25 protein-coding genes and 1 other RNA gene are annotated in these 24,558 nt (G+C 40.4%); 19 read left to right on the top strand and 7 right to left on the bottom strand.

From position 1 onward, the window contains the following. The 12 genes from rimO (at window position 1) to lpxA (ending at window position 12,301) form a co-directional block, all read left to right on the top strand. Window positions 1-1,344 carry a 30S ribosomal protein S12 methylthiotransferase RimO gene (rimO, locus tag E0H87_RS10795; protein WP_131323606.1) on the top strand — a complete coding sequence of 448 codons (1,344 nt, stop codon included), beginning with the start codon at window positions 1-3 and terminating at the stop codon, window positions 1,342-1,344. Between the two features lie 49 nt (window positions 1,345-1,393). Then, window positions 1,394-2,122 carry a UMP kinase gene (pyrH, locus tag E0H87_RS10790; protein WP_131323605.1) on the top strand — a complete coding sequence of 243 codons (729 nt, stop codon included), beginning with the start codon at window positions 1,394-1,396 and terminating at the stop codon, window positions 2,120-2,122. 79 nt (window positions 2,123-2,201) lie between these two features. Next, on the top strand, window positions 2,202-2,756 hold the full coding sequence (gene frr / locus E0H87_RS10785) for a ribosome recycling factor (RefSeq protein ID WP_131323604.1): 555 nt from the start codon (window positions 2,202-2,204) through the stop codon (window positions 2,754-2,756). Window positions 2,757-2,761: 5 nt separating this feature from the next. After that, the gene (uppS, locus tag E0H87_RS10780; protein ID WP_131323603.1) at window positions 2,762-3,514 is read left to right on the top strand and encodes a polyprenyl diphosphate synthase; all 753 of its coding nucleotides are present in this window, start codon (window positions 2,762-2,764) and stop codon (window positions 3,512-3,514) included. Between the two features lie 3 nt (window positions 3,515-3,517). Beyond that, the gene (locus tag E0H87_RS10775) at window positions 3,518-4,342 is read left to right on the top strand and encodes a phosphatidate cytidylyltransferase (protein ID WP_131323602.1); all 825 of its coding nucleotides are present in this window, start codon (window positions 3,518-3,520) and stop codon (window positions 4,340-4,342) included. Next, window positions 4,343-5,539: a 1-deoxy-D-xylulose-5-phosphate reductoisomerase gene (gene ispC / locus E0H87_RS10770; protein ID WP_131323601.1), complete on the top strand. Its 1,197-nt coding sequence runs from the start codon at window positions 4,343-4,345 to the stop codon at window positions 5,537-5,539. A 1-nt stretch (window position 5,540) separates the two neighbouring features. After that, window positions 5,541-6,896: an RIP metalloprotease RseP gene (gene rseP, locus E0H87_RS10765; protein ID WP_131323600.1), complete on the top strand. Its 1,356-nt coding sequence runs from the start codon at window positions 5,541-5,543 to the stop codon at window positions 6,894-6,896. Window positions 6,897-6,933: 37 nt separating this feature from the next. Beyond that, the gene (gene bamA, locus E0H87_RS10760) at window positions 6,934-9,405 is read left to right on the top strand and encodes an outer membrane protein assembly factor BamA (RefSeq protein ID WP_131323599.1); all 2,472 of its coding nucleotides are present in this window, start codon (window positions 6,934-6,936) and stop codon (window positions 9,403-9,405) included. Window positions 9,406-9,452: 47 nt separating this feature from the next. Next, a complete protein-coding gene (locus E0H87_RS10755; RefSeq protein ID WP_131323598.1) occupies window positions 9,453-9,947 on the top strand; it encodes an OmpH family outer membrane protein in 495 nt (164 codons plus the stop codon). Between the two features lie 3 nt (window positions 9,948-9,950). After that, window positions 9,951-11,021 carry a UDP-3-O-(3-hydroxymyristoyl)glucosamine N-acyltransferase gene (lpxD, locus tag E0H87_RS10750; RefSeq protein WP_131323597.1) on the top strand — a complete coding sequence of 357 codons (1,071 nt, stop codon included), beginning with the start codon at window positions 9,951-9,953 and terminating at the stop codon, window positions 11,019-11,021. 7 nt (window positions 11,022-11,028) lie between these two features. Continuing rightward, entirely contained in the window at window positions 11,029-11,505 is a 477-nt protein-coding gene (gene fabZ / locus E0H87_RS10745; protein WP_104442206.1) for a 3-hydroxyacyl-ACP dehydratase FabZ, read from the top strand. A gap of 7 nt (window positions 11,506-11,512) precedes the next feature. Continuing rightward, window positions 11,513-12,301 carry an acyl-ACP--UDP-N-acetylglucosamine O-acyltransferase gene (lpxA, locus tag E0H87_RS10740; RefSeq protein WP_131323596.1) on the top strand — a complete coding sequence of 263 codons (789 nt, stop codon included), beginning with the start codon at window positions 11,513-11,515 and terminating at the stop codon, window positions 12,299-12,301. Window positions 12,302-12,339: 38 nt separating this feature from the next. Here lpxA and E0H87_RS10735 read toward each other — a convergent pair whose 3' ends face one another. Then, the gene (locus E0H87_RS10735) at window positions 12,340-13,227 is read right to left on the bottom strand and encodes a YbgF trimerization domain-containing protein (protein ID WP_131323595.1); all 888 of its coding nucleotides are present in this window, start codon (window positions 13,225-13,227) and stop codon (window positions 12,340-12,342) included. Between the two features lie 285 nt (window positions 13,228-13,512). On the opposite strand from E0H87_RS10735, the gene ffs reads away from it, so the two are divergent. Further along, window positions 13,513-13,609, top strand: an RNA gene (gene ffs, locus E0H87_RS10730) — signal recognition particle sRNA small type. 35 nt (window positions 13,610-13,644) lie between these two features. On the opposite strand, the gene E0H87_RS10725 is transcribed toward ffs, so the two are convergent. From E0H87_RS10725 to E0H87_RS10710, 4 genes are all read right to left on the bottom strand, one after another. Continuing rightward, window positions 13,645-14,238 carry a regulatory protein RecX gene (locus E0H87_RS10725; RefSeq protein ID WP_131323594.1) on the bottom strand — a complete coding sequence of 198 codons (594 nt, stop codon included), beginning with the start codon at window positions 14,236-14,238 and terminating at the stop codon, window positions 13,645-13,647. 79 nt (window positions 14,239-14,317) lie between these two features. Beyond that, window positions 14,318-15,361, bottom strand: coding sequence for a recombinase RecA (gene recA, locus E0H87_RS10720; RefSeq protein ID WP_131323593.1), 1,044 nt, complete (start codon window positions 15,359-15,361; stop codon window positions 14,318-14,320). Between the two features lie 146 nt (window positions 15,362-15,507). Beyond that, a complete protein-coding gene (locus E0H87_RS10715) occupies window positions 15,508-15,948 on the bottom strand; it encodes an RNA-binding S4 domain-containing protein (protein WP_131323592.1) in 441 nt (146 codons plus the stop codon). Beyond that, a complete protein-coding gene (locus tag E0H87_RS10710; protein WP_131323591.1) occupies window positions 15,941-16,627 on the bottom strand; it encodes an HAD-IA family hydrolase in 687 nt (228 codons plus the stop codon). Before E0H87_RS10710 ends, E0H87_RS10715 begins: the two co-directional genes overlap by 8 nt. A 14-nt stretch (window positions 16,628-16,641) precedes the next feature. Between E0H87_RS10710 and E0H87_RS10705 the strand changes: the two genes are divergently transcribed. The 3 genes from E0H87_RS10705 to E0H87_RS10695 all read left to right on the top strand — a co-directional run bounded on the left by E0H87_RS10705 (window position 16,642) and on the right by E0H87_RS10695 (window position 21,183). Beyond that, a complete protein-coding gene (locus tag E0H87_RS10705; protein WP_131323590.1) occupies window positions 16,642-17,499 on the top strand; it encodes a 3'(2'),5'-bisphosphate nucleotidase CysQ in 858 nt (285 codons plus the stop codon). Between the two features lie 52 nt (window positions 17,500-17,551). Then, window positions 17,552-18,286, top strand: a complete 735-nt coding sequence (locus E0H87_RS10700) for a phosphoglycerate mutase family protein (RefSeq protein ID WP_131323589.1) — start codon at window positions 17,552-17,554, stop codon at window positions 18,284-18,286. Window positions 18,287-18,495: 209 nt separating this feature from the next. Continuing rightward, window positions 18,496-21,183 carry a M66 family metalloprotease gene (locus E0H87_RS10695; protein ID WP_171458370.1) on the top strand — a complete coding sequence of 896 codons (2,688 nt, stop codon included), beginning with the start codon at window positions 18,496-18,498 and terminating at the stop codon, window positions 21,181-21,183. A 131-nt stretch (window positions 21,184-21,314) separates the two neighbouring features. Here E0H87_RS10695 and rpsT read toward each other — a convergent pair whose 3' ends face one another. Further along, a complete protein-coding gene (gene rpsT / locus E0H87_RS10690) occupies window positions 21,315-21,581 on the bottom strand; it encodes a 30S ribosomal protein S20 (RefSeq protein ID WP_131323587.1) in 267 nt (88 codons plus the stop codon). 215 nt (window positions 21,582-21,796) lie between these two features. On the opposite strand from rpsT, the gene E0H87_RS10685 reads away from it, so the two are divergent. The 3 genes from E0H87_RS10685 to E0H87_RS10675 are packed head-to-tail and all read left to right on the top strand — an operon-like array spanning window position 21,797 to window position 23,791. Next, the gene (locus E0H87_RS10685) at window positions 21,797-22,462 is read left to right on the top strand and encodes a nucleoside-diphosphate sugar epimerase (RefSeq protein WP_131323586.1); all 666 of its coding nucleotides are present in this window, start codon (window positions 21,797-21,799) and stop codon (window positions 22,460-22,462) included. A gap of 12 nt (window positions 22,463-22,474) precedes the next feature. Beyond that, the gene (rraA, locus tag E0H87_RS10680; protein WP_131323585.1) at window positions 22,475-22,987 is read left to right on the top strand and encodes a ribonuclease E activity regulator RraA; all 513 of its coding nucleotides are present in this window, start codon (window positions 22,475-22,477) and stop codon (window positions 22,985-22,987) included. A gap of 24 nt (window positions 22,988-23,011) precedes the next feature. Next, entirely contained in the window at window positions 23,012-23,791 is a 780-nt protein-coding gene (locus E0H87_RS10675) for a glutathione S-transferase N-terminal domain-containing protein (protein ID WP_131323584.1), read from the top strand. Window positions 23,792-23,850: 59 nt separating this feature from the next. On the opposite strand, the gene E0H87_RS10670 is transcribed toward E0H87_RS10675, so the two are convergent. Then, complete coding sequence (locus tag E0H87_RS10670) at window positions 23,851-24,549, bottom strand: SIR2 family NAD-dependent protein deacylase (RefSeq protein ID WP_131323583.1); 699 nt, start codon at window positions 24,547-24,549, stop codon at window positions 23,851-23,853. Window positions 24,550-24,558 lie beyond the last annotated feature (9 nt).

Here is a 24,558-nt window from a genome sequence, read left to right as displayed (position 1 = left end):
ATGAAGTCCCCCAAAGTCGGTTTTGTTTCTTTAGGTTGTCCTAAGGCATTGGTAGATTCTGAACGAATTTTAACTCAGTTAAAGACTGAAGGTTATGATGTGGCATCAGATTATGATGGTGCTGATTTGGTTGTTGTTAATACCTGTGGTTTTATTGAATCTGCAGTACAAGAATCATTGGATGCTATTGGCGAAGCAATGAGTGCCAATGGTAAAGTTATTGTGACAGGTTGTTTGGGTAAAGACGAAGATAAAATTCGTGAAATGCACCCAAATGTCCTAAAAGTCACAGGTGCGGCAGCTTATCAGGATGTTATGGAAGCGGTACATGAATATGTTCCCGCACCGCCAAAGCACAATCCTTTTATTGATTTAGTGCCAGAGCAAGGCATCCGTTTAACCCCTAAACATTATGCGTATTTAAAAATATCGGAAGGATGTAACCATCGTTGTACCTTCTGCATTATTCCAAGTATGCGTGGTGATTTGGTTTCACGTCCAGTCGGTTCTGTTTTAGACGAAGCGGCTGCGCTTAAACGCGCAGGCGTAAAAGAAGTACTTGTTATCTCTCAAGATACTTCCGCTTATGGTGTGGACACTAAATATAAACTGGATTTCTGGAACGGTCAGCCAGTTAAGACTAAATTCTATGACATGTGTGAAGCCTTAGGTCAATTAGGAATCTGGGTTCGTTTGCACTATGTTTATCCATATCCGCACGTAGATGCTGTTATTGACTTAATGGCTCAGGGTAAAATCCTACCGTACTTAGATATTCCTTTTCAGCATGCCAGTCCGCGCATCTTAAAATTGATGAAGCGACCAGCCCATAGTGAAAACACATTAGAGCGCCTGAAATTATGGCGTGAAAAATGTCCTGAATTGGTGATTCGTTCAACATTTGTGGTCGGTTTCCCGGGCGAAACTGAAGAAGATTTCCAAATGTTGTTAGATTGGTTGAAAGAAGCGAAGTTAGACCGTGTGGGTTGCTTTACTTATTCGCCCGTTGAAGGGGCTACGGCTAACGATTTACCAGATCACGTACCTGAAGAAGTTAAACAAGAACGTTATGAACGTTTTATGGAAGTTCAGCAGGAAATTTCAGCGGCTAAGCTAAAAAAACGTATTGGTCAGGTCATGACGGTATTGGTTGATGATCTTGAAGACGAGTTTCCTGTTGCAGTTGCACGCTCATATGCGGATGCACCTGAAATTGATGGGAACGTCTTTGTAGAAGACATTGATAAAAATCTGATTAAACCCGGTGCTCTGCTTGAAGTTGAAATTACGGATGCAGACGAATACGACTTGTATGCCAAGTTGATTCAAGTGAAATCAGCTTAAGCAAATCCATATATAGAAAAATACAGATTAAGTAAATTTGGAGTTTGGAATGTCAGATTCAAAGAATCCACGCTATTCACGCATTTTGTTAAAGCTTTCAGGTGAAGCACTTGCGGGCAACAAAGACATGGGTATTGATGCGCAAGTGCTCGATCAAATGTCTTTATCTATTGCACACTTGGTTGGACTCGGTGTGCAGGTGGGTATTGTTGTTGGTGGTGGTAACTTATACCGCGGTAGCCAGCTACAGAAAGATGGCTTGGTTGGTCGTGTAACAGGTGACCAAATGGGTATGTTGGCAACTGTAATGAATGGTTTGGCAATGCGTGATGCATTGGTGCGCCGTAACATTAAAACGCGCTTAATGTCGGCATTGCCAATTGGTACTGTGGTGGAATCTTATTCTAGCCGTGATGCCATTCGTCACCTGACTCAAGGTGAGGTATGCGTATTTGTTGCAGGTACAGGTAACCCATTCTTCACGACAGATACTGCGGCTTGTTTACGTGGTATTGAAATTGAAGCCAGCCTCATCTTGAAAGCCACTAAAGTTGATGGTGTTTATAATAAAGATCCAAGCAAATTTGATGATGCAGTGAAATATGACAACTTAACCTTTGACAAGGTGTTGGATGAAAAGTTGGGTGTCATGGATTTAACAGCAATTTGTTTGTGTCGTGATCATAATGTACCGCTTCAAGTGTTCGATATGAACAAGTCTGGCGCGTTACTTTCAGTGGTTATGGGTGAAAAAGAAGGGACTCACGTTACGAACTAATGTACGTGAGCCTGAAAGCTCTTTATACTACACGCTATTTTAGTAATGACATCTTTTAGAATTAAGTAAGGAAGATCATATGATTAACGATCTTAAGAAAGACGCAGAAGACCGTATGAACAAGTCACTTGACTCGTTGGAACATGGTTTTGCAAAGGTTCGTACTGGGCGAGCGCATCCATCCATTCTGAACGGTGTAATGGTTCCTTACTATGGCTCTGATGTGCCTTTAAATCAGGTGGCCAATGTTGGTGTTGAAGATTCTCGTACACTTTTAGTTCAGCCCTTTGAGCGTTCAATGGTTGCTGCAATTGATAAAGCGATTCGTGAATCAGATTTAGGTTTGAACCCAATCACAGCAGATGCGATTCGTGTGCCAATGGCAGCATTGACTGAAGAAACACGTCGTGACATGCAGAAAGTTGCTCGTACCGAAGCTGAAAATGCAAAAGTAGCAATTCGTAACATTCGTCGTGATGTTTTAGGCGATATCAAAGCATTGTTGAAAGAAAAAGAAATTTCTGAAGATGATGAGCGCCGTGCAGGTGAAGATATCCAAAAAATCACTGATAAATTCGTGACTGAAGTTGAAAAACGTCTAGCTGCAAAAGAAGCTGAATTGATGAAGGTCTAAAATTAATGACCACATCTGAAGACGCTACACATCTTCCAAAACATGTTGCCATCATTATGGATGGCAACAATCGTTTTGCCAAAAAAATGCAAATGCAAAAGGGTGCGGGACACCGTGAAGGTAAAAATGTCCTAGACCCAATTGTTGAGCATTGTCGAAAAAGAAAGATTCAAGCTTTAACCGTTTTTGCATTTTCAAGCGAAAATTGGAACAGACCTCAATATGAGGTGGATTTGCTGATGAATTTGTTGGAAGAGACAATTCATGAGCAAATCCCGCGTATGGAAAAATTTGAAATCGCTTTACGATTTATTGGTGATCGTTCTCGCTTGTCGCCGCATTTACGTGAGTTAATGTTGCATGCCGAGCAAAGGACTGCTAAGTTCACTCAAATGACTTTAACCATAGCAGTTAGTTATGGTGGTATGTGGGATATGGCGCAAGCTGCACAGCACATCGCTCAGGAAGTCAAAGCTGGTAAGCTGGAAGTGAATCAAATTAATGCTGAGCTTATGGGTCAGCATATTAGTTTGTCGGATTTACCTGCGGTTGATTTACTGATTCGTACAGGTGGGGACTATCGACTGTCGAATTTCTTGCTTTGGCAAGCCGCGTATGCAGAATTGTATTTTACTGAAACTTTGTGGCCAGAATTTGGTGTGCAAGAGTTTGATCATGCACTTGAGGTTTTTGCAGGGCGTGAGCGTCGTTTTGGTAAAACATCTGAGCAAATTCAACAAGATAAATTTGAGAATTAATAAATGTTAGAGCGGATTATTACCGCATTGGTATTGGTGGCAGTTGTACTTAGTTGTATGTTTGCTACTCAATCTCAGTATCCAATGTTGGTGCTGATGATTGTTGCCGCTGGGGTTGCAGGTTATGAGTGGTTTAAGCTCATGCCAAGAAAAACAAATCATATTATTAAGCCTTTTGCATGGTGCTACGGAATTGTTACTGCAGCATTAGCAACTTTAGCTTTGTATTTTAAAGATATTGCACTTTTACTGTGGTGTGCATCAATTTTGTCTTGGTTGGTGAGTGTTTATTGGGTAAAAAATTATCCAGAATACGATGGCTGGTACAATAATAGTCTGTATTTCTCAGGATTTATTCTTGTTGCGGCTGCTGTAACTGCAATTTTTGCGCTATGGGTGAGTTCACCATGGTGGTTGATGTATCTGTTCTTGTTGGTTTGGGGAGCGGATAGTGGTGCATACTTCGTTGGGCGTAAATTTGGTAAGAAAAAACTTGCACCAGATGTGAGTCCAAATAAATCTGTAGAAGGTTTATACGGTGGTATCTTAACGTCAATGCTTATTGTGGTTGTTGTTGAGGTTTTATATCTAGACTTAACGTTAGCACAACATATTTTATTTTTGATTCTCTCTATAGTCACTGTGTTTAGTTCGGTGTTAGGTGATTTGTTTGAGTCAATGATTAAGCGCCGTGCTGGTATTAAAGATTCAGGTCGCATTTTACCCGGACATGGTGGTGTGTTGGACCGTATTGATTCATTGCTTTCTGCGGCACCTATATTTGCTGCGGGTATGTATGTGTTAAAACTAATTGGCGTAGATTTGTAAATGTCACAAGCTGTTTGTATCTTAGGTGTAACGGGTTCTATTGGTCAAAGTACCTTAAAAATACTGCAACAGCATCCTGAAGAGTATTCTGTTTTTGCAATAACGGCATACAGTCGAATTCAGGAATTGGTGCAAATTTGCAAACAGTTTCGTCCTAAAGTTGTGGTGATACCGTCTGCTAAAGAGCCAGAGTTACTACAACTTTTTTCACAAGAAAATATTAACAACATCGAAATTTTATTTGACGAAGCAGGCTTAGAAGCAGTTGCACGTCATCCAGATGTCGATGTCGTTATGGCTGCAATTGTTGGGGCAGCAGGTTTGTTACCAACCTTGGCGGCTGTCAAAGCAGGTAAGCGCGTATTACTTGCCAATAAAGAAGCTTTAGTCATGTCTGGTGACTTGATGATGCAGGCTGCACGTCAGCATCAAGCTTTATTATTGCCTGTGGACTCGGAACACAATGCAATTTTTCAATGTTTGCCTGAACAATATTTGAATGTCGAGCGTAATGGTCAGCCTAAACTCGGCGTGTCGCGTATTCTATTAACGGCATCGGGCGGTCCGTTTTTACATCATTCTCTAGATGAATTGCGAAGTGTTACACCTGAGCAAGCCTGTAAGCATCCAAACTGGTCAATGGGACAGAAAATTTCTGTAGATTCTGCAACTTTGATGAATAAAGGGCTTGAGCTGATTGAGGCATGCCATCTTTTTGCAATTTCAGAACATTTTGTAACAATTGTTGTTCATCCACAGAGTATTATTCATTCCATGGTGCAATATGTTGATGGTTCAACATTGGCGCAAATGGGGAATCCAGATATGTGTACCCCAATTGCACATGCTTTAGCTTGGCCTAAACGTATTAATACTCATGTTCCTGCTTTGGATTTATTTGTAAATCATCAACTTGATTTTCAAGAACCAGATGCAACGCGTTTTCCTGCTTTAACTTTGGCTCGTCAAGCCATTCAAGCTGGAGGCTTAGTTCCTGCAATTTTAAATGCGGCGAATGAGATTGCGGTGGCATCTTTCTTGCAAAAACAGATTGGTTTTACCGATATTCCTGTGGTAGTTGAACATACGTTGAATCGGGTTGAAAATGGTTCTGCGGATTCAATAGATTTAATCTTAGAAGCGGACTCAACTGCTAGATCTATTGCCCAGCAGTTTGTAAGCAGTAAAGGAAGCTAACATGAATGCCTTGTTTATTATTGTTGCAGCAATTTTATTGCTCGGGCCTCTCATTGCGATTCATGAGTTCGGACATTATTTTGTAGCACGTAAACTAGGCGTCAAAGTTTTAGTTTATTCCATTGGCTTTGGTCCAACTGTGTTGAAATGGACATCAAAAAAGTCAGGTATTCAATATCAATTGTCTGCTTTGCCTTTAGGTGGCTATGTCAAAATGTTGGATGAGCGTGAAGGAAATGTTGCTGAAGCGGATTTACCTTATGCGTTTAATCGCCAACACCCATGGAAGCGTATTGCGATTGTGGCCGCTGGGCCGCTAATTAATCTTATATTTGCAGTTTTATTGTTCTGGGTGTTGTTTTTACCAGCTCAAGAACAGTTGAATACTCGTGTTGGTAAAGTCTTGGTAAATTCGCCTGCTGCAACGGCACAAATGCAAGTTGGTGATAAGATTACAGCTGTTGATGGTGCTAAAACCACAACTTGGGAGCAGTTAAACTTTGCTTTGGTTGATCGCGCAGGTGAAACGGGTGTCGTTCACATTGATGCAGATCGAAATGGTCAAGCAAAGTCTTTTACGCTTCCGATTCAGAATTTCTTAAAAGATCAGAATCAATCGCCATTAGATAGCTTGGGTTTTATTCCTTATCGTCCACACATTCCTGCTACTGTCATGAAATTAAGTGAAGATGGTGCAGCGATTCGTCAAGGAATGAAAGAGGGAGATCGCATTGTTGCAATTGATGGCGTGAAAATGAAAGATTGGTTTGATGTCGTTGAGGTAGTGCAGGCCTCACCTGAAAAGCTACTCAAAATTGATGTATTGAGACAAAATCAGTTGGTGCATTTGGAGGTCATGCCGCAAGGTAAGCGAGACAACATGGGTAATGTGTCTGGTGTGCTTGGCGTGCAAAACAATCCGGGGCAAGTGGTGATTCCGGCGGAATATAAGCAAACTATTCAGTATGGTCCCGTAGAAGCATTCGGTAAGGCGCTTGATAAGACGGGTCAAATTAGTACCATGATTCTGAATTCTATCGTTAAGATGGTTCGTGGTTTAATTGGTGTGGAAAACTTATCAGGGCCAATTACGATTGCGAAAGTTGCTGGACAAAGTGCTGAAATGGGATGGCAAACCTTCATTTCCTTTATGGCGCTGATGAGCGTGAGTTTGGGAATATTAAACTTATTGCCTATTCCTATGTTGGATGGTGGGCATTTAGTGTACTACTTTGTAGAATTGATTCGTGGTAAACCTGTTTCTGAACAAATACAATTGGTTGGTTTGAAAATTGGTATGGTACTGCTGGGTAGCATGATGCTCCTTGCATTATTTAATGACTTTATGCGTTTATAACAACGTTGCTTTGAAATTAACATCGGAAAAGACTGGCATGCAGCACACACATTTATTTATGCCTTTGGCGCTGGTTAGTGCTATGGCAGCAGTACAACAAGTATATGCAGCGGATGAATTTATTGTTCGTGATATAAAAATTGATGGACTCGTTCGTTTAACTCCTGCCAATGTGTACACCATGTTGCCAATTGGGAGTGGTGATCGTGTTGATGATCAGGCTATTTCGAATTCAATTCGTGCACTATATGCCTCAGGCATGTTTGATGACATTAAGGCATCAAAAGAAGGTGATACGCTTGTATTCAAAGTAATTGAGCGTCCTCTTATTTCTAAAATTGAACTAAAAGGTAATAAGCTTATTCCTAAGGAAGCTTTGGAAGAAGGCTTAAAGAAAATGGGCTTAGCTGAAGGCGAGGTGTTAAAAAAATCGACACTTCAAACAGTTGAGTCTGAATTAGAGCAGCAATATGTTCAGCAAGGTCGTTATGATGCTGATGTAAAAGTAACAACGACTGCGAGACCCAATAACCGTGTAGATTTATTACTCGAGTTTAATGAGGGTAAGGCTGCTAAAGTTGTAGATATTAATGTCATTGGCAACACTGTTTTCAGTGACAGTGATATTCAACAAGCTTTTGCTGTAAAAGAAAGCAGCTGGAGTTCAATTGTTTCACGTAATGATCGTTATGCACGTGAAAAGATGGCTGCAAGCTTAGAAGCACTGCGTGCTTTATATTTAAACGCGGGCTATATCAACTTCGATATTACCAACTCAAGCTTGAACTTGAGTGAAGATAAAAAGCGAATTTTTATTGAAGTTTCGGTAAATGAAGGTCAACAATTTAAGTTTGGTGAATCTAAATTCTTGGGTGATGCATTGTATAAGCCTGAAGATTTAAAGGCGATGCAGATTTATAAGGATGGTTCGACCTATTCGCAAGAAAAAGTAAATGCTGTTAAGCAATTGCTATTACGCAAATATGGTAATGCTGGTTATTACTATGCAGAAGTCAATGTAGTTCCGCAAATTAATAATGAAACGCGCCAAGTTGATCTGAATTATTATATTAATCCCGGTCAGCAAGTGACTGTACGTCGTATTAATTTCACAGGGAATACCAAAACTTCTGATGAGGTATTGCGTCGTGAAATGCGTCAAATGGAAGGTGCTTTAGCAAGTAATGAAAAAATTGACTTGTCTAAAGTGCGTTTAGAGCGTACAGGCTATTTCAAAACGGTTGATGTTAAGCCAGCACGTATCCCTGGTATGCCTGATCAAGTTGACTTGAATGTGAATGTTGAAGAACAACATTCTGGTACAAGTACCTTGGCAGTCGGTTATTCGCAAAGTGGCGGTGTTACATTCCAAGCGGGATTGAGCCAAACCAACTTTATGGGTACTGGTAATAGCGTCGCAATCGATCTTTCGCGCTCAGAGACTCAAGATTACTATAACCTGAGTGTAACTGACCCGTATTTCACCATTGATGGTGTGCGTCGTGGTTACAACATGTACTACCGTAAAACCAAATTAAATAGCGACTATAACGTTAACAACTATGTAACGGATAGTTTTGGTGGTGGTATTAACTTTGGTTACCCTATTGATGAAAATCAAAGTATTAGTGCGGGTTTAAATATTGACCAAACTGATGTAACTACCGGTCCTTATGTATCTACCTATGTGCGTGACTATTTAAAAGCACATGGTGGGAAAGTTAAAAATACTGCAACATATTGTTTGGTGGATTTAACAGAAGCGAATAATTATACTTGTCCAGAAGGAAGTGTATCTAAGCCTTATGAGTCTGAATTTACTGGTGATTTCCTTACATACAACCTAACTTTGGGTTGGTCGTATAACACGCTGAACCGTCCAGTATTCCCTACAACGGGTCAGTCTCATCGTGTTAATGCTGAAGTTGCGTTACCGGGTAGTGATGTTGAATACCAAAAAATTACCTATGATGCACAGGCATTTTTACCTCTTGGTAAGGACTTTGTTCTACGTGGTTATGGTAAGTTGGGCTACGGTAATGACTTACCTTTCTATAAAAACTTCTATGCAGGTGGCTATGGATCGGTACGTGGTTATGACAACAGTACGTTAGGTCCAAAATACGATGGTGTTTACTATAGTGAAACGGGGAAAACAGACCCATCACCAGAAGAAGTGGGTGGTAATGCGCTAGTACAATTTGGTACTGAGTTGGCATTGCCTTTACCGTTTAAAGGTGATTGGACACGACAAGTTCGTCCAGTATTGTTTGCTGAAGGCGCACAAGTATTTGATACTCAATGCGATGTCTTTAGTACAGAAGCTGCAAAAACAGCGTGTAAAGATGAATACGGTTTTGATTTAGGCAATATGCGTTATAGCGTGGGTGTAGGCTTTACTTGGATTACCATGATTGGGCCATTGTCGCTAAGTTATGCTTTCCCGCTAAATGACAAACAAGGCGATCAAACTAAAGAGCTTCAATTTGAAATTGGTCGTACTTTCTAAGTACGATCTTTTTTAAAGCAAGGACAATACACAATAAGGTTTAATTCATGCGTAATATAATCAAAGCTTTAGCTGTTTCCAGTATTTTACTAAGTTCTGCTGTACATGCCGCTGGTTATGGTGTGGTTGATTTAGAGCAAGTGGTAGAAAATAGTACATATTTAAAAGCGCAAAATGCAAGTTTGCAACAATCTATCAAGCCACAAACAACCCGATTAGAACAATTGGGTAAAGAGCTAGATGCAATGAAGCAGAAAGCTCAAGGTACTAAACTCTCAGAAGCTGAAATGCAGAAAATGAGTGCGGAATACCAAACTAAGCTAAATGAATTAAATGGCATTCAGCAGGGTTTGCAGGGTAAAGTTCAGGCATCTTTGCAAGTGATGAACAAGACATTGGATTCTCGTATTAAGCAAGTTGCTGAGCTATTGCGTAAAGAGGGTAATTTAGATGTAGTGTTGAACAAAAACTCTGCACTTGCCTATGACGCTAAGTATGATTTAACTGATAAAATGATTCAAAAGGTTAATGCAATTAAGTAATCAATGAATCTTAACAAAAAAAGTTTAGAAGACCTAGCTCGCCTTGTGCAAGGCGAGTGTATAGGTCACTCCAGCCTTGTTATTCAAGGTCTGGCGAGCCTAGATGCAGCATCTGTGCATAATATTTCCTTTGTGACGGATGAAAAGTATTTGGATAAGGCGCTTGCCTCAAAAGCAGGTGCTCTTATTGTTACTCAGGCTTTACAAGAAAAATTGCACAGCCATCAAAATTTTATCCTCGTTCAAAATCCATATCTTGCTTTTGCAATTCTGACGCATGTGTTTGAGAAAAAGCACACTGAAGTTGGTATTGAAAGTACTGCTCAGATTCATCCTTCAGCGATTGTTTCAGATTCGGCTTATATTGGTCATTATGTTGTGATTGGTGAGAATTGTGTGGTTGGAGATAACACGATTATTCAACCACATGTGCGTATTGATGATGATGTTGAAATTGGTAAAGATGGATTTATTGATTCGCATGTGACGTTAACGGGTGCATGTAAAATTGGTGATCGCGTGCGTATCCATGCCAATACAGTGATAGGTGGAGAGGGTTTTGGTTTTGCACCTTATCAAGGTAAATGGCATCGTATTGCTCAATTAGGTTCCGTTCAAATTGGAAATGATGTTCGAATTGGTTCAAATTGTAGTGTTGACCGTGGTGCTTTGGATGATACCATTTTGGAACATGGTGTTAAGATTGATAACCTTGTGCAAATCGCGCATAACGTTAAAATTGGTGAGAACACCGCGATTGCTGCAAAGAGTGGAATTGCTGGTAGTACAACAATTGGCAAAAACTGTATCCTCGCAGGTGGCTGTGGTGTAGTGGGACACATTTCAATTGCGGATAATGTGACAATTACTGGAATGTCAATGGTCACAAATAATATTTACGAAGCGGGAAGTTATTCTGGTGGTACGGGATTATTTGAAACGCCGCAATGGAAGCGTACAGTTGTAAGGCTTCGACAATTAGCAGATGTGCCATTGACCCAATTAGTCAAACGACTTGATCATATGCAGACTCAAATTGAGTCCCTTGAATCAACTTTTAAATTGCGTAAATAGAAATATGATGACTGAGTCGACTTTACTATCATTTACGAAACCAGAATTGCCAATGCATATTCAGCAAATTCGTGAATATTTACCACATCGTTATCCATTCTTATTGGTTGATCGCATTGTTGATGTAACTGATAATGGGATTGTGGGTTATAAAAACGTTTCAATTAATGAAGAGTTCTTGCAAGGACATTTCCCGAATTACCCAATTATGCCTGGTGTATTAATTGTTGAAGCCTTGGCTCAAGTTTCGGGTATTCTGGGCTTTATTATGAACAATGAGAAACCAAGTGAAGGTTCTTTGTTCCTTTTTGCGGGCGCAGAGAAGGTAAGATTTAAAAAACAAGTGGTTGCAGGTGACCAACTTGTATTAAAATCTGAGTTGATTATGCAAAAACGTGGTATTTACAAATATAATTGTATTGCCACTGTTGATGGCGTAGTTGCAACAACCGCGGAAATTATGGTTTATCATCAGAAAGTATAGAGCAGGCATGAGCAATAACGAATTCATTCACCCAACCGCTATTATTGACTCATCAGCAGTAATTGCTCCAGATGTACAAATTGGACCGTATTGTATTATTGGTCCACAGGTCACAATTGGAGCTGGAACAAAACTTCATTCACATGTTGTGGTTGGAGGCTACACGCGTATTGGTAAAAATAATGAAATTTTCCAGTTCGCGAGTATTGGCGAAGTTTGCCAAGATCTTAAATACCAAGGTGAAGAAACTTGGTTGGAAATTGGTGATCATAACTCGATTCGTGAACATTGCAGTTTGCATCGCGGTACTGTGCAAGACCAGAGCTTAACAAAAATTGGTAGTCATAATCTGTTGATGGTGAATACCCATATTGCGCATGATTGTATGGTAGGTGATCACAATATTTTCGCTAATAATGTAGGCGTGGCGGGTCACGTTCACATTGGTGATTACGTTATTGTGGGTGGGAACTCAGGTATCCATCAATTCTGTAAACTTGCTTCATTTAGCATGATTGGTGGTGCATCTTTAATTTTGAAAGATGTCCCAGCTTATGTCATGGCTTCTGGCAATCCAGCACATGCTTTTGCAATGAATGTTGAAGGTATGCGTCGTAAGGGTTGGTCTAAAGAGGTAATTCAAGGTTTACGTACAGCGTTTAAACTTATTTATAAAGAAGGTTTAACGACTGTTGAGGCCATTGAGCGTATTCGTCAGGAAATTTTACCTACAGTAGCAGAAGCCCAGTTGTTGCTTGACTCTCTGGAACAGTCTGAGCGCGGTATTGTGCGTTAATTTGCTGTAAAAAAAAAGACACCTTAAGGTGTCTTTTTTTATTTCTTAAAATAGCCAGCTTCTTCGCTTTTTGGATATTGTTTTAAAAGTCTGGTTTTATATTGGTTTGCTAATGCTGTATTACGATCTACATCTTTGGCGATGCTATAGAGTTGATAGAGCGCTCGAGCGGCTTTAGAAGATTGTGGGTATTGGTTGACTACAATATTATAATTTCGCTTGGCTTCGGTGTAGTTGGTCGGCTCTATGGCGAGATTGAATTCGGCTAACCAAAAATATGCATTGCTAATATAAATACTATTGGGATGGTTTTTAATAAAGTTTTGCATTGGAGCAATCGCTTTTTTCGCACCACCTTGTTTATATGCATCTAATGCGACTGTATAGGCCGCTTTCTCTAAATCGGTCGTTTGTTGTTGATTGCTTGTGGTAAGTGTTGCATCCGTGTTGATGGCTTTGGTTGGAGCTGTAGCCACTGGCGTAGGATTACTTGCATTATTTACTACTGCTGGAGCGGTGGTTGAGGTGGTGGCGTTGGAGCTGGGAGACGTATCCTGTTGATTATCCTCCGTTGGGGCAGAGCTGTCTGGATCAATTTTTTGTTGTAATAACTCTAAGCGTTGATCTAAGTCGGTATAGCGGTTGTTGAGGTCATTTTTGAGTTGCTCAATGGTGTTTTCTTGTTCTTCAATACGGCCACGCAGGCTTCGAATATCATTTTCAAGCTGTTGATTCTTTTGCATGAGTTGCCAATTTAGATTGGTTGGCGCCGCTGCTTCTGGTGTTGATGAGTTAGCATTGGAGGGGGTGTAGCTTGAACCTGAATCACTCTGACTTAAGCCACGTGTTTCGATTGGAACGTTTGCATATAAAGTGCTGCTACTGAGTAAGGTGAGTGCATAAATTGCATGCTTATATTGCATCATAAAACATATCCATTTTGTATTACTTGCTTAAAGCCTTGAGTTTGTATGGCTTTATTCATTTCATCTTGAACACATTTAAAATGTTCGGGTAGGGAAAAGCAATAAGTGTTTGCAATCTTGTCGTATGTTTAAAGTAAACTCATCCTGCATGTAGAGCAAAAAATGCGATAAATCGGTATTTTTGTATTTTAAATAATCAAATGAATGGCTTAGCTATATAAATGCAGATTAAAGGCTTGCAACTTGAGTAAAAATCTCTATACTCTGTTCTTGCAATGGTAGCCCTGCCGGTTACTTCGCAATTGCACTCTGCAAACCCCGCCAGGACCGGAAGGTAGCAACGGTAGTAGAATTGTGATGTGCCGAAGCTTTGCTGGTAGGGTTGCCACCATTTATTTTTATAACAATTTATTATAATTAATCTTCAAACTCCTTTTTGTTAATTGCTTTCATAATTGCATCCATATCAAATCCTCTGTATTGTAGAAAACGGATTTGTTTTGCTTTCAGTTTTGCATCTTTCTCAACAGCATGACCAAATTTCTTGATTTTCAGTTGATAGGCTTGTTCAGCCCAATCGATTTCTTTTAATTCGTCTTGAATCAGTTCACTGTTAATTTGCTTGTTTTTTAATGCCAATTTGATGCGTTGTGGTCCTTTCCCTTTTCTTTTTTGGCTTGATAGCACAATTTCGGCTACACGCTGATCACTTTGATAGTTCTGCTCGGATAGTTCATTTACAAGGTTAATGACTTCCTCGCGATTCGCTGCGTAGGTTGCGAGCTTTTCGATTAGTTCAGCTTTAGAGAATTCTTTACGGGTGAGTACAGCAAAGGCATAAGAACGTAAGCGTGAGCCTGTTAGCCCCGTATTTTGAGCAGATTCCACCTCTATCACCGCATTATGGTGATCAGTTGCATCTGGTGATGGTGCATGCTCAATATGAGAAGTTCCAAACTCTTGTTTTAAGCTGTTGTAGTCAAGCAATTTAGGGAATTTTGATTGGCTCATAATATATCTAATCTTGATTGAAAAACGCCCCGAAGGGCGTTTGAGTGTAACAGGTATATTTTATAGATAAGCAGATGGTTTAAGCATCGAGCAAGAGGTCAGATTCATCTTCTTCTTTCTCTTCTACAACACCGCCCGTTGTTAATAACTGGTCACGGATAATGCGTTCCACTTCTTGTGCCAATTGTGGGTTTTCTTCAAGGTGGCGAATGACATTGTTTTTACCTTGACCAATTTTGTTACCTTGATATGAATACCAAGCACCCGCTTTTTGGATGATGTCTTGCTGAACAGCAAGATCGACCAATTCGCCTAACTGGTTAACCCCTTTACCATAAAGAATCTGGAAAAGTGCTTCTTTAAATGGAGGTGCCATTTTGTTTTTAACCACTTTAACTTTGGTTTCTGAACCCACAATTTCGTCGCCTTCTTTCACTTGACCAACACGACGAATATCAAGGCGAACAGAGGCATAGAATTTTAATGCGTTACCACCTGTTGTAGTCTCAGGGCTGCCGAACATCACACCAATCTTCATACGAATTTGGTTAATGAAGATCACCATACAGTTCGAACGCTTGGCATTACCTGTAATTTTACGTAAGGCTTGGCTCATTAGGCGTGCTTGCAAGCCCATATGGGAGTCACCCATTTCACCTTCAATTTCAGCACGTGGCGTTAATGCGGCAACAGAGTCGACTACGATTAAGTCAATTGCGCCAGAGCGCACCAACATGTCGGCAATTTCAAGTGCTTGTTCACCATGGTCTGGTTGAGAAACCAAGAGGTTGTCAATATCAACACCAAGCTTACGCGCATATTGTGGGTCAAGTGCATGCTCAGCATCGATAAAGGCACACGTACCACCTGCTTTTTGACATTGTGCAATGGCTTGTAATGTCATGGTGGTTTTACCTGAAGATTCTGGACCGTAAATTTCAACAATACGACCCTTTGGTAAGCCACCAATACCCAGCGCGATATCGAGTGTCAATGAACCTGTTGAAACGGCTTCAACAGCTTGCACTGTATTGTCGCCAAGGCGCATAACTGTATTCTTACCAAACTGTTTTTCAATTTGGCTTAGGGCAGCATTGAGCGCCTTACTTTTATTCTCATCCATCTTACAACCTCAAAACTTTGTCACTTTACTTTTAACGAAGTGGATGTCTTACATTACAAACGTTTTCCACTTCAGTATAGTGACAGAATTATTTCTGTTATTCTATGCCTGTTGTATCTTGTGCGACACAACATGACGCGACTAATTTAATCATCATTATATGACCATTGGTGGTCAAATTGTTGATCATTTTCTTGTTTAAATTTACTGATTTGTCGACGATCTTTTTTCGAAGGTCGATGATCAGGTCGAGCAAGATTATGCAATTTTCTTTGTGATGCAAGCAATTCCCTTTTTGCTAAACTGACTTCAGTTTCTTCATATAATTGCTGAGCAATCGGGGCGGGACCCCGCACATTGGAAATGGCTTTAATTACGACAGTTTTTTTTTCGAAACCTTGTTGGATGGTAAGTTCCATCCCTACACGAACTTCTTTAGAAACTTTGACACGCTCTCCATCGAAATGGACTTTACCGCCTTCAATTGCAGATTTGGCAATGCTTCGAGTTTTAAAAAAACGTGCAGCCCACAGCCATTTATCGATACGTACAGTTTCAGCAGGAAGATTTTGCTCTGCTTTAGGCATATTGCTTTTGTTCCTCGGCATGTTCAAGTAAGGGAATTAGGTCGGTGAGTACATCAATCATTGGGAAATTGGATTTCTCACGCACTAACCCTGTAGATGAGGGCTGTTGGATCGTAATCAAATGCTGTAGTCCAAATTTTTGTGCACCCAATAAAACTTTTTCAGTGTCATCGATAAAGTAAGACTGCTGCACATCAAAAGGATGTAGCTGATGTAACTTCTCCCAAAATGCAGTAAATTCTTTGGCGTGCCCTAGTGTTTCACTGCTCACAATCACATCGAAATAGTGCCCAATACCTGTTTGCTTAAGTTTAAATTCTAGACTAGCACAGTCTGCATTGGTGGCTAACCAACACGGATAATGATTGGCTTTCAGATATTCTAATAATTCAATGCAACCTTCACGACGGCTCACTTTATGTTGCTGCTTTTTTTGTAATGCAAGCACATCAAAGCCGACTTTAGTCGACCAAAAATGTGAAGAATACCAGTTTAAAGTGTGGCTATGTTCTTGATAGAATTGGAATAGGACTTCTTTACTTTGTTCGATTGAACATTGATGTACTTCAGCATACTGAATGGGCACAAGCTGATTCCAAATCAGGTCATCATAAGCAAGATCGAGTAAGGTTCCATCCATGTCAAAAATGACTGGAGGTTTTTGAGAAAAGTTCGACATATATAAGGTGATCTATGTTTAAAACAACAACAGCACCGCAAGATGCAATGATCTTGCAGCTTGTGCCCATTGTGACACAAGCGTGCGAAATTTTGCGAGAAGAATATCAACGATATTGTGCTGGTGAACAGTTTGATATCACACAGAAACACGATGATTCACCTGTCACGCAGGCAGACTTTAGAGTGAATCAATATATTACAGAAGCCTTGGCACAGCAATATTCAGATATGCCTTTGCTGTCCGAAGAAGGTGAATATGATCAACGCCAGCAATGGCATCAGTTTTGGTTACTCGATCCCTTGGATGGTACCAAAGAGTTTTTGCATAAACGTCCTGAGTTTACGATCAATTTAAGTCTGGTTGAGGGTGTGCATACGGTTTTTGCAGTGTTGGCAATTCCAGCTGAACAGGTGGTGTACTTTTGTCCTCGGCAAGGTATGCCATTAAAGTTAAATTTAAGTACGCAGCAGTGGTTTGTGTATGAATTGAAACACTCAGTGGCTACCCCAGTGCATATAGGGCTAAGTCAAAGTGCACAGCATAAGTCTGAATACACAGCGTATTTAGATGTGCTGAAAGATATGTCTGCTTATGATGTATTTAAAGCGGGGAGTGCTTATAAGTTTTGTATGATCTTGGAACATAAGGTGGATATTTACCCGCGTTTTCACCCAACCAGTGAGTGGGATACCAGTGCGGGACAATGTTTAATTGAGCGAATTGGTGGTGGATTGGTCGATTTTAAAGGGCGACCATTTGTCTATAATCAACGAGAGACTCTATTGAATGGTGGTTTTATTGCTTATCGGAATGCCGAGATGAAAGAACTCGCATTACAAGCACTTGCAGCAATGCAGAGTAAGCATTGAGCAAAAAAATTAAACTGTTATAGTGTAAGCTCGACGGAAGAATGATGGTCTTATGGCATTAGAACGACTCCCACATAGTATGCTAAAAGCAATCGATTTATTGCCAGATACACATACTCCAGTCACATTATTTACACGGCATTCCATTCGTGAAATGGTGAGTGGGCAAGGCTTGGCTGGTTATGATTTACAGCTAACACCACAAGGGCGTGATTTGGCGCAAGCATGGGGCGGTCACTTAATTGCTCAAACAGGTCGAACGATTCAGCATTGTATCTCTAGCCCGATTCAACGTTGTGTAGATACTGCTGCTTTAATGATTCAAGGGGCGGATTCAAGTAGCCTGCAAAGTAATACGCATCATATTGAAATTGTGCAGCAAGGGCTTTTGGTTGAGCCGGGCAGTTTTGTGCTGGATATTAAACAGGCAGGTCCCTATTTTCGTGAACAGGGAGCTTTGGGCTTTATCAATAGCTTTGTAAATAATGCTTTACCAGGCATGAAACATCCCATACGGGGTGTAGTGGATGTGCTTGAATTAATTTATAACACGCATCCACAGCAGCATAATGGGCTTAGTCTGGCAGTGAGCCACGATACCATTATTTCCGCAATTATTGCTGTAATTTCAGGTCGAAATGTAATTACTCAAGAAGACTGGCCACAAATGATGGAGGGCTTATTTGTCTGGTTTGAGGGCGATGAGTTTTTAGATTCAAAATTAAAATGGATTTGGCGAGGCGAATTGCATGAGTTAAATATTCGCCAGTTTAAACAACATCATTAGAATCAGAAACTTCAATACATTCTGTTTATCTGGCTGAATATATTCTTTATATGTGTGGATTCCTGCATAGGATGGCTTAGATTCGTCGTAAGCATAGCAAAAACATAATACAATATTATATAATAATTCATAAGTTCATGTTTTTAATGACTTATTTCACATATAAAAACTTTATTTAAAAACACTTGGGGATTTTTTTGAAAACTGTGATGAATTACCCTTTACATATTTTAAGTCTGTGTATTGCATCTATTTTATTATCAGCATGTGGTGGGGGTGGCGGTTCTGGTGAGGGGTCGAATAATTCGGGATCTTCAGCAGATACGACACCCAGTCAACCTCAATATCCAGAACCAACCAAAGATGTCGTGGATGATAATGCTTTGGGCTTCTATGATTATGATGCAACGTCTTCAACTCGTGCGATTCGTTCCGATTTAACGGGTTCATTTCAAGGCATGGTTCAATTTGCACAAGCGCATGTGGTTGATCCAAGTGGTAATGAGGCCAAAAAAATGCCGAGACTCACGTCTGAGCGTGAGGCATTGTTATTGGTCACACCTACTAGCGCAATGGGTGATATACAAGGCTTGGAGCTTGAAATATATCAAGATGGTTTATTTGTACGGAAAGTTAAGCTTGATGACCCATCGCAAATTCCACGCTCTGATCAGAGTAATCAAGATCAACGACCGCAAGTACTTTACAGTAAGCGAGCTTGGTCAACTAAGTTGAATTGGAATGAAGTAAAACCTGGGTTGAAACTGAAATTGGTGGATACCACTGGTCGCGTAGGTGAACTATTTGAAACCCAAATTGATTTTGCTGCACCTGGTGTATTGGTATTAAACAATATACGACTCGGATTACTGACGGATCCACCTGTATCTACAGGACACTATATGTTGCTAGAGCCTGAAAAGGCAGGTACGGATTATTTCCAAACCATTCCTGCATCAGAAATGATTGTTGCAAAATATGATGACATGAAACTGAATCGAGTCATGGTGGCCAATGGAACCATTTATGACACCAATAGTACTGTAGAGGGTGGAGTCTATTCTGGGGATATGCGTGAAAATGTTGCGAAATCCACCTTTAGCGTTGGCATTAATTTGGCGAACTGGGGGGTGACAAGTGCTTCTATGGCAAGTCAGGAGCAGCCTCAACTCACTGAAAGTGTGATTGTGCACCATGCTCGCGGAAAATATAGCAATGGCGATCAAACCCATGGCTTGAGTGGTGGCAATGGTATGTTGACGCTGATTGACTCAATTGGTAATGAGTTTAGCCATGAAATTGGACATCACTATGGTTTAGGGCATTACCCCGGCTCTGTTGAAACAAAAGATCAGCCAACCAATTATTTTTGGTCTGCACATCATGCAGACAGTGGATGGGGGTATATTTCGTTCCGTAATAAAATGCGTGGCAATCTCAATTGGCAATCGACCAATTTAGGCGATGGCAGCAATGGTGTTCCTAACTTCTTAAAACTTTATCCATATAGTTGGGATGCGATGGCAGGTGGGTATACTGCAAGTTCAATTTCGCAGTTTACGCATTATACGGGTTATAGTACTTCGTTAAAGATTCAGCCACATTTTAATCGAGAGATGTGGGATGCAAGCTCACCAACTGGTTATACAAAATGGAATGCGACAACCCGTAAAATGGAAGTTGTGCAACCTCGTGTCCCGAGCTCTTCCAAAGTTTGGTATAACCGGGTCGATGGGAACTATTTGAAACCTCGGTTATTTGGTGTTCCTGTATATACAATTTTAGGTGGATATGACCCTGAAAATCAGGTGGGTTTATTGTATCCTGCGGCAAGAAGCAACTGGGGAAATGTCTTTAACTTACCTGAAACCAATGCGACAGCAGCTCAAGCAGCGTGTTGGCTAAATATTCGCTCGGTAAGTGGTAGTAAAACTATTGCATTAGCACCGAACCGTATGGATGCTGCTGATAGTCTTGCAAATAAATTGCATATTAATCTTGCCATTGCTGATCAGCCACAGCATGTTGACTTGTATTGTAAAAAAGCCAATCAGGCTGAAAAACTACTCTCTAGTATTGATATTCCGAGCTATGCCGAAGCGATGAAATCTGCGGTGAAAATTGGTCGTGAAAATGGCTATGAAGCTTTGCGTAAAATTGAGTTACCAAGTTTTGAGCAAGAATTACTCGCCCAAAATGGCAAACCAATCGTGGCTTTATCTGCCAATACCGCATTGATGTATGATTCTTACCGAACCAATCCACAGGGCTTATCTGCCACTGCTCAGCAAGTACTTGCACAATATTCTGACCAACAGCAAAAAATCTATCGTTTAAACCGTTGGATGAATGTGTATGCACAGGATTTAGCTACCAATAATGTAGCAGCTAAATCTGCTTTGGCGGCATTTATTCAGGGATTGGGTTTGGAAACGACAACGCTCATGAATCAACAGAGTACTTTACTGAATAGAACCAATTGCCTCAAAGTGGAGAAAACCGCTTCAGGTCAATATAACCCTTATATTAGTGGTTCAACGGGTTGTGTGACGGATGATTCGGAAAAATGGGTTTTCGATGCCTTGGGTCGTATACACAGTAAGTTGGCAGTTGATCAATGTTTAACGAGTAATGGTGGTGGAAATAAAATTACTTTGACAACTTGTTCAACACAATTAAGTAATCAGATCTGGACGATGGCGGCAGATACGCAATCTATTCGTCAAGGAAATCAGTGTTTTGATTTGAATAAAGGCTATTTGGTTGATAATCGCGCTGATTTAATTCGTTATTCTTGTACCAATGGTGCGAATCAGAAATGGAGCATGTTGACTCCGAATACCAATCTAATTTTATCTTATTTGACGCCTAAAAATTTAGCTGTACTTGTAAATTAAAGTTTTCGCTCCTTCACTGATGTGGGGGAGTGTATCTGATGTCTTTTATTTTTAATTAAAACCATGTAATTAAAAATTCAAAAAGCACAGACGTAAAAAAAGCCCAGATGGGCTTTTTTTAATACAACAAATTAGTTAGCTAACGCTTTAACTTGTGTATTTAAACGGCTCTTATGACGAGCAGCTTTGTTTTTATGGATGATGCCTTTATCAGCCATACGGTCGATTACAGGAACAGCTTTTTTGTAAGCTTCTGTAGCAACAGCATAGTCACCAGCAGCGATAGCAGCTACTGTGCGTTTGATGTAGGTACGAACCATAGAACGCAAGCTTGCGTTGTGTTTACGTGCTTTAACGTTTTGACGAGCACGTTTTTTTGCTTGAGCAGAGTTTGCCACTCGTGCACTCCTTGAATTAGATTGGTCTGGGCGGGCTGAAATTCATACTGAAAACCAACATCAGTAGAACTATCACCAGCCCGTAAACAAGTGGCATATTTTGATTAAACACGGCTACGAAGTCAAGTCTTGACATGCTTTGACAACATTTTAGATGCAGAAAAATGTTAAAGAAAACGTTAGATTAGTCATAAACCACGGAGAACGGTCAAAAAATGATAAATTCGATTCAAAATGCAATTGTGATTGGTGCAACAGGTCTCGTCGGCAGAGCCTTAATAAAACAATTAAATGAATTAAGTAGTTGTGAGCAAATTACAGCAGTTGTTCGACACTATGATGTCGAGTTAAGTCAGTTAGAAAAAGTCCATCAATTTGTACTTGAAGATTTTTTGTTACTAAATGATGAAGATGTGCACGGTCATAGCCATGCATTTAGTTGTTTAGGGTCAACTTTAAAAAAAGCAGGCTCAAAAGCACAGTTTTATAATATTGATTATGAGATAAATGCACATTTTGCGGACTTATTTGAAGGATTGGAAACGCATTATTTGTTGGTCAGCGCACTAGGCGCCAATCCGAAGTCACCGATTTTTTATAATCGCGTTAAAGGTGAGTTAGAACAGCATATTCGTGAATTGGCTTTGGCGAAGACTTCAATACTACAACCTTCTTTATTGCTAGGGGAGCGGTCAGAACAACGGTTGCTAGAAGGTGCTACTCAGCGTTTATATCAAAAGATGTCGCATTTGGTCCCAGATTCTTTTAAATATAAGCCAGTGACTGCGGAACAAGTGGCTCATACTATGGTCGTGGCAGCTCAATATCAGACTGAAAAGTTTGAGATTTATGATAATTTACGCATACAAAAAGCCAAATAAATGGAGAATGACGTGGCAACTGTTCCTTTTGTAACTTGTGATTTATTAGATGACAATCCTGAAAAAGAGCTTCAGGTGGTTACACCATCGATGGATGGTAAATTCTTTAAAAGTTATGGTGCTCGTAAAACCTTTGGCGGTCAGGTGGTGACTGTAAAATGTTTTGAAGATAACTCTCGTGTTAAAGAACTACTCGCGACTGACGGTCAGGGTAAAGTTCTTGTGGTCGATGGTGGTGCTTCAATGCGCTGTGCCCTCATGGGAGATCTGATCGCTGAGTCAGCAGTCAAGCACCAGTGGAATGGTGTGATTATTTACGGTTGTGTCCGTGATGTGGATGCAATTGCAGAATTGGATTTGGGTGTACACGCATTGGCCGCAATTCCACAAAAAAGTAATCGTAAAGGCATAGGCGAAACAGATATTCCACTCTATTTTGGTGGGGTAAGTATTCAATCTGGCGATTATATTTATGCCGATAATAATGGCATTGTGGTGGCTAAAGAACCATTGGTCGAATTATAAGACCATTAAAAATAAGGACAATCTATGGTGAATCATCAAATTAAAGTTATTCAAGCCTTGGCTTCATCATTGGCTGAAGGTGGTCGAGGAGTCTCTGGTACAGCTTTTCCAAAGCAACCAGAGAAATCATTAAAACTCTATGAATTTGAAGGTTCTCCATTTTGTCGCCGTGTGCGTGAAGTTTTGACGTTATTAAATTTGGACTATGAAGTTTATCCATGTCCAAAAGGTGGCACAAAATATCGTCAAATCGTAAAGCAATTAGGTGGGAAAAAACAATTTCCTTTTTTCATTGATGAGAATACTTCAACACAGATGTATGAGTCGCAAGACATTATTCACCATCTGTTTGAACATTATGGGCGAACAGGTAAAACACCGAAAAAATTTGCACATTACCCCAAAATTCCTGTCGTGGCGCTTGCCGGAACCATTATTAATGGTGCGCGTGGTGTTTGGGTGAATCAGCGAATTATTCACCGTGAAGCGCCGCAACAGTTACTTGAATTATGGGGATTTGAAGCGAGTCCATTTACTCGCGTGGTTCGCAGTGTACTGACCGAATTAGAACTACCATTTGTATTTCATAATGTGGCAAAAGAGCGCTGGCAAGATATGGGACCTGCGGTATTGCGTTTAAAGCCTGGGAAATATATTCCGATAAAAGAAGGTAAGCGTGAAAAGGTGGTCGCTCTGATGGGGCGTGATATTCAAGTGCCGTATCTGGTTGATCCGAATACTCAGGTCAAGATGTTTGAATCGGCAAAAATCGTGAAGTATCTCAAAAAGCAATATGGTGCTTAGAATCCTACGTATAAAAACTTGAACTCGGATTAGATAATGGATTAACCCGAGTGTCTGGTTTAAGAGGTCAATAGATTGAATAATTGTTGCATGCCTTCGGTTGCAGTTTGAGCAATGAGTTGATACTGCGTGGGCATGCTTTGTTGATGTGCTTTGGGATCAATATAATACGCTTTACAGTGTGGTGGAATTTCATGGATTAATCCTGCAACAGGATACACCTCTAAACTTGAACCGATCACAATAAAAATATCTGCATGTTGTACAATTTTTTGTGCCTCGTCATAAGCAGGTACAGCCTCACCAAACCAGACCACATGCGGTCGTAGTGGGTAGCCTAAAGGGCAACGATCTGTTTCTAAATTCAGTTCCCAGCCTTCTATAGGGTAAAACTCAGTTGCATATTCGGCATGAGGGCCTGAACTCTTGGCTAGGCGGATATTGCCATGTAAATGCAATACATTGTCATTACCTGCACGTTCATGCAGATCGTCAATATTTTGTGTAATGACATTGAGATGATAGTACTGCTGTAATTGAGCAATCAGTTGATGAGCACGATTCGGCTGAGCGTGTAAAATATGTTTACGTCGCTGGTTATAAAAATCTTGAACCAATTGTGGATTTCTGGCCCATGCTTCGGGTGTTGCGACATCTTCAATGTTGTAATTTTCCCAGAGTCCATCGTGATCACGAAAGGTTTGAATACCACTCTCGGCACTCATGCCTGCACCTGAAAATATCACTAAGTTTTGCATGATTTCCCT

Source organism: Acinetobacter sp. ANC 4178 (genome assembly GCF_004331175.1).
In the GTDB taxonomy this organism is placed as follows: Bacteria; Pseudomonadota; Gammaproteobacteria; order Pseudomonadales; family Moraxellaceae; genus Acinetobacter.
The sequence above is the reverse complement of the archived record's forward strand: the minus strand, read 5'-3'. Positions and strand labels throughout refer to the sequence as shown.

Excerpts from the sequence above, each read along its gene's own strand:
- rimO (WP_131323606.1), top strand. The coding sequence starts at position 1 with ATGAAGTCCCCCAAAGTCGGTTTTGTTTCTTTAGGTTGTCCTAAGGCA.
- pyrH (WP_131323605.1), top strand. The coding sequence starts at position 1,394 with ATGTCAGATTCAAAGAATCCACGCTATTCACGCATTTTGTTAAAGCTT.
- frr (WP_131323604.1), top strand. The coding sequence starts at position 2,202 with ATGATTAACGATCTTAAGAAAGACGCAGAAGACCGTATGAACAAGTCA.
- uppS (WP_131323603.1), top strand. The coding sequence starts at position 2,762 with ATGACCACATCTGAAGACGCTACACATCTTCCAAAACATGTTGCCATC.
- E0H87_RS10775 (WP_131323602.1), top strand. The coding sequence starts at position 3,518 with ATGTTAGAGCGGATTATTACCGCATTGGTATTGGTGGCAGTTGTACTT.
- ispC (WP_131323601.1), top strand. The coding sequence starts at position 4,343 with ATGTCACAAGCTGTTTGTATCTTAGGTGTAACGGGTTCTATTGGTCAA.
- rseP (WP_131323600.1), top strand. The coding sequence starts at position 5,541 with ATGAATGCCTTGTTTATTATTGTTGCAGCAATTTTATTGCTCGGGCCT.
- bamA (WP_131323599.1), top strand. The coding sequence starts at position 6,934 with ATGCAGCACACACATTTATTTATGCCTTTGGCGCTGGTTAGTGCTATG.
- E0H87_RS10755 (WP_131323598.1), top strand. The coding sequence starts at position 9,453 with ATGCGTAATATAATCAAAGCTTTAGCTGTTTCCAGTATTTTACTAAGT.
- lpxD (WP_131323597.1), top strand. The coding sequence starts at position 9,951 with ATGAATCTTAACAAAAAAAGTTTAGAAGACCTAGCTCGCCTTGTGCAA.
- fabZ (WP_104442206.1), top strand. The coding sequence starts at position 11,029 with ATGACTGAGTCGACTTTACTATCATTTACGAAACCAGAATTGCCAATG.
- lpxA (WP_131323596.1), top strand. The coding sequence starts at position 11,513 with ATGAGCAATAACGAATTCATTCACCCAACCGCTATTATTGACTCATCA.
- E0H87_RS10735 (WP_131323595.1), bottom strand. The coding sequence starts at position 13,227 with ATGATGCAATATAAGCATGCAATTTATGCACTCACCTTACTCAGTAGC.
- E0H87_RS10725 (WP_131323594.1), bottom strand. The coding sequence starts at position 14,238 with ATGAGCCAATCAAAATTCCCTAAATTGCTTGACTACAACAGCTTAAAA.
- recA (WP_131323593.1), bottom strand. The coding sequence starts at position 15,361 with ATGGATGAGAATAAAAGTAAGGCGCTCAATGCTGCCCTAAGCCAAATT.
- E0H87_RS10715 (WP_131323592.1), bottom strand. The coding sequence starts at position 15,948 with ATGCCTAAAGCAGAGCAAAATCTTCCTGCTGAAACTGTACGTATCGAT.
- E0H87_RS10710 (WP_131323591.1), bottom strand. The coding sequence starts at position 16,627 with ATGTCGAACTTTTCTCAAAAACCTCCAGTCATTTTTGACATGGATGGA.
- E0H87_RS10705 (WP_131323590.1), top strand. The coding sequence starts at position 16,642 with ATGTTTAAAACAACAACAGCACCGCAAGATGCAATGATCTTGCAGCTT.
- E0H87_RS10700 (WP_131323589.1), top strand. The coding sequence starts at position 17,552 with ATGGCATTAGAACGACTCCCACATAGTATGCTAAAAGCAATCGATTTA.
- E0H87_RS10695 (WP_171458370.1), top strand. The coding sequence starts at position 18,496 with ATGAATTACCCTTTACATATTTTAAGTCTGTGTATTGCATCTATTTTA.
- E0H87_RS10685 (WP_131323586.1), top strand. The coding sequence starts at position 21,797 with ATGATAAATTCGATTCAAAATGCAATTGTGATTGGTGCAACAGGTCTC.
- E0H87_RS10675 (WP_131323584.1), top strand. The coding sequence starts at position 23,012 with ATGGTGAATCATCAAATTAAAGTTATTCAAGCCTTGGCTTCATCATTG.
- E0H87_RS10670 (WP_131323583.1), bottom strand. The coding sequence starts at position 24,549 with ATGCAAAACTTAGTGATATTTTCAGGTGCAGGCATGAGTGCCGAGAGT.